Origin of the sequence: Marinobacter sp., from assembly GCF_033722195.1 — a bacterium.
In the GTDB taxonomy this organism is placed as follows: Bacteria; Pseudomonadota; Gammaproteobacteria; order Pseudomonadales; family Oleiphilaceae; genus Marinobacter.
Genome location: NZ_JAWVZL010000162.1, coordinates 1 through 3,857, shown reverse-complemented (window position 1 = coordinate 3,857; position 3,857 = coordinate 1). Strand labels below are relative to the sequence as shown.

The window sequence follows — 3,857 nt, the reverse complement described above, 5'->3', positions numbered from 1 at the left end:
CCTGGAGATCAGCTACCCCCACCTGGACCATCTCGAATACACCCTGGTGGCGGATGGCCAGGTCCAGCAGCGGGTCACCACCGGTGACAAGCTGGCGTTCGATCAGCGCCCCCTGCGCCACCCCAACTTACTGGTGCCGTTCCGGACCTCGGACCCGGGCGCGACCATCTACCTCAAGGTCAGCACCAGTGGCGCCCTCCAGGTCCCGGTCCGGATCTGGCCCCAGGACGCCTTCTTCGAGCACCTATCGGTGGAGGATCAGCTCCACGCCATCTATTACGGCATCCTGATCACGGTCATTTTCTTCAACCTGTTCATCTTCCTGGCCCTGCGGGAGCGCACATACCTCTACTACGTGCTCTCCACTCTGGGCTACCTGTTGCTGGTGTCCACGGTGCGGGGCGTGACCTACCCGCTGCTGTGGCCGCAGAGCCCGGAGCTGCATCACCACATGATGCTGCTGACGGTGCCGGTGGCCATGGTGTTCGCGCTGCTGTTCGCCCGCTCCTTCCTGCGCATCTACCAGGGCAGCCGTATCCTGGACCGGCTCATGCAGCTGGTGATGGCGGCCAACCTGCTGGCGGTTGCCGGCGCCTTTGTGCTGGATTACAACACCTCCATCCGGCTGTCGGTGGCACTGGCCATCCCCAGCTGCCTGCTGCTGACCGCGGTGGGACCCATCCAGTGGTGGTACGGCAATCGCCAGGCCAGCCTCTACACCCTGGCCTGGGGCCTGCTCACCATCGGCAGTGCGCTGACCGCCGCCAACAAGTATGGCGTGATCCCCACCAACTTCATCACCGTGTACGGCATCCAGATCGGTTCGGCCCTGGAGGCCATCCTGCTGACGGTAGCGCTGGCGGCCAGGCTCTATCAGGAACGTGAGGACAAGGTAGCGGCCCGGGAGGCGGAGCTGAACGCCATGGCGGCACGGCGGCGGGCGGAACTGAGGATGATGGAGCAGGCCCTGTACAACCCCCTCACCGGCCTGCCCAATCGCAGCTGCTTCGAGATGCTGCTGCAGGACCACCTGACCCGGGAGCCGGACGTGCGCCACGCCGTCGGGGTAATCCAGCTCAACAACCTTCAGGCCATCACCCGTACCTTGGGGCACCGCAACACCGACCGGTTGCTGGAGCTGGCCGGCCGCCGCTTCAACAGCATCGTCAGTGAGCTGCCGGGCATCAAGGTGATCGAGCGCAACGAACGCCAGCAGTTCCATCTGGCTTCGCTGGAGTCCTCGGCTTTTGCCATCGTGCTGGATGCGGAGCTGGTGCGCCAGTATCCACGCCGGATCCTGCAGTGCCTGGAACAGTTGCGGGAACCCATCGATTACCTGGGCATGCAACTGCCGCTGGACCCGGTGACCGGTGTGGCCATCTACCCGGACCACGCCGCGGACACCAACGCCCTGATCCGGCGCGCCTACATTGCCCTCGAATCCGACGAGGCGAGAGACCGGGGCCTGGCCTATTACCAGTCGGTGCGGGACTCCTACAGCGCGGAGCGGCTGACCCTGGTGTCCGAACTCAAGCAGGCCCTGCCCAACAACGAGTTGGCGCTGTATTTCCAGCCCAAGCTGTCGCTGCGCAGCCAGGAGGTGGTGGGCATGGAGGCCCTGATCCGCTGGCCGGGGCGGGCCCAGCCGCTGGCGGCGGACCAGATCATCGCGGTGGCGGAGCAGACCGGGCTGATCAAGCCGCTGACCCGTTGGGTGCTGGAGCAGGCCATGGCGGCCCGGGACCGGTTCCTGGAACAGGGCCACGACTTCTGTGTTTCGGTCAATGTGTCCCCCAACAACCTGCGGGAGCCGGAGTTCCCGCTCTTCGTGCAGCGTCTGATGACCAGCCAGACCCGCCACCGGGGGCGTATCATCCTGGAGGTCACCGAGACCTCGATGATGCTGGATCCGGCCAACTCGCTGCGGGCCCTGCGCTCGCTGGATGCCACCGGCATTCCCCTGGCCATCGACGACTTTGGCTCGGGCTATTCGTCACTGTCCTACATCAAGCAGTTGCCGGCCCGGGAGATCAAGATCGACCGCTCACTGATCACCGACCTGGCCAGCCAGCAGGAGGACCGGGTCATCGTCCAGACCACCATCGACATGTGTCAGAGCCTGGGCTATCAGGTGGTGGCCGAGGGCGTGGAGGACGAGGACACAGCCCACCTGCTGGAAGCCATGGGTTGTGACATGATCCAGGGTTACGTGCTGACCCGGCCGCTGGCACTGCCGGACATCCTCAAATGGCTGGAGCAGCGCGGCCGCGCGCCGGTCAGGCAGATCAGCTGATCGCCTCAGCCCTTGTCAGGCCGTTGCCGGATCAGCGCCTCCTGGGTGGTGGAAGCCACCAGAATACCCTCCCGGTTGAAGATATTGCCGCGATTGAAGCCCCGGCCGCCGGACGCGCTGGGGCTGTCCTTGTCGTACAGCAGCCAGTCGTCCATGCGGAATTCCCGGTGGAACCAGATGGCGTGATCGAGACTGGCCACCTGCATGTCCCGATTCATGAAGGTAACTCCGTGGGGATGCAGTGATGTGCCAAGGAAGCTGAAATCCGAGGCGTAGGCCAGCAGGCAACGGTGTAGAATGGGATCATCGGGCAAGTCACCCTGGGCCCGCAGCCAGCTCTGCTTGTGGGGCGGCTTGGGCTCGGGTTTGAGCGGGTTGACCGGGTCCACCGGCCGGATCTCGATCGGCCGCTCACGGGTCAGGGAGGCGCGCAGGGATTCCGGGATACGCTCCCGCATCATCTCACTGTACTGCTGTTCGGACAGCAGCCTGTCCACATCCGGCGCCGCCGGCATGTCGATCTGGTGCTCGAAACCGGTCTCCGCCACCTGGAAGGACACCGATCCGGTCAGTATTTCCTTGCCCTCCTGGCGGGCGATGACCCGGCGTACCGAGAAACTGCCGCCGTCGCGAACCCGCTGGACTTCGTAGTCAATGGGCAGGCGGTGGTTGCCGGGGCGCAGGAAATAGGCATGCAGGGAATGCGGCAGGCGGCCTTCGACTGTGCGGCTGGCCGCCATCAGACCTTGACCGAGGACCTGGCCGCCGAATACGTTGGGAAAACCGAGGTTCTCACTTTCGCCCTGAAAATGATCGTCGCCCAAAGGCGCCAGATCCAGCAATTCAACCAGTTTTCTGGTGACGTCCAGCATGACTTCTCCCACAGAATGTATCAGGGAAGCTCTGAACCGGAGGGGTTCCGAGAGATTCCTTAGCTTACGAAGCGTTGTTCTACCCCAGAGCGACGCCGGGCGCAATGACGGGAATGTCAAATTCTGTCCGTCCCGCTGGCTTGTGGCCATCGCCCTGATTCTGCCGTGGCAGCCGGTGCCGGCGCAGCAGGCCGGCGCCGAGGGACTGGACTGGCGCTACCGCCCCGAAGCCCACGAAGTGGCGGTCTGGGATGCCCCTGCCGAAAACGCGCCGCCGAGCGCGCCGGAGCACTGTGAGGAACCGGCGCCGGTGGTACTGCCCCAGCCGGAGTTCCCGGACAGGCCCGAGACAGGTGTAATACGGGGCTGGAGTTTCAAGGAGCCCAGCCTGGGCACCGGCGGCCGGGTGGCCAGTTACGAGGAGGACCGGGCCGCGGTTCAGATTGCCGAGACCCGGCAGCAGGAACAGATGGCGGAGTCGGTGGAACCGGCGCCGGGGATCGACGAGCTCCCCGGCCCACTGGGGGATTTCAACTACCGGGTCGACTTTGGCGTCGAGTACCGGTTCTGAGTCCTGTCCTCAGGCGTGCAGCGGCGGCACTTCCTTGGCCAGGGCCTGTTTTTCGATGGCGTAATCGCCGGTGACCGCAAAGCCCAGGGTCCGGCCATCGGCATCGCGGAACAGGGCCCGG

General features: G+C 65.0%; 4 protein-coding genes. 2 read left to right on the top strand and 2 right to left on the bottom strand.

Translation table 11 applies throughout. The features are described from left to right. Nucleotides 1-2,293: EAL domain-containing protein (locus R3280_RS16210; RefSeq protein ID WP_318999645.1), on the top strand; the 2,293-nt coding region annotated here is incomplete at its 5' end. 5 nt (nucleotides 2,294-2,298) lie between these two features. On the opposite strand, the gene R3280_RS16205 is transcribed toward R3280_RS16210, so the two are convergent. Beyond that, nucleotides 2,299-3,165: an acyl-CoA thioesterase II gene (locus R3280_RS16205; RefSeq protein ID WP_318999644.1), complete on the bottom strand. Its 867-nt coding sequence runs from the start codon at nucleotides 3,163-3,165 to the stop codon at nucleotides 2,299-2,301. 142 nt (nucleotides 3,166-3,307) lie between these two features. Between R3280_RS16205 and R3280_RS16200 the strand changes: the two genes are divergently transcribed. Beyond that, nucleotides 3,308-3,736: a hypothetical protein gene (locus R3280_RS16200; RefSeq protein WP_318999643.1), complete on the top strand. Its 429-nt coding sequence runs from the start codon at nucleotides 3,308-3,310 to the stop codon at nucleotides 3,734-3,736. 9 nt (nucleotides 3,737-3,745) lie between these two features. On the opposite strand, the gene R3280_RS16195 is transcribed toward R3280_RS16200, so the two are convergent. Beyond that, a complete protein-coding gene (locus R3280_RS16195; protein WP_413468797.1) occupies nucleotides 3,746-3,850 on the bottom strand; it encodes a hypothetical protein in 105 nt (34 codons plus the stop codon). Nucleotides 3,851-3,857: the final 7 nt, after the last annotated feature.

Excerpts from the sequence above, each read along its gene's own strand:
- R3280_RS16205 (WP_318999644.1), bottom strand. The coding sequence starts at position 3,165 with ATGCTGGACGTCACCAGAAAACTGGTTGAATTGCTGGATCTGGCGCCT.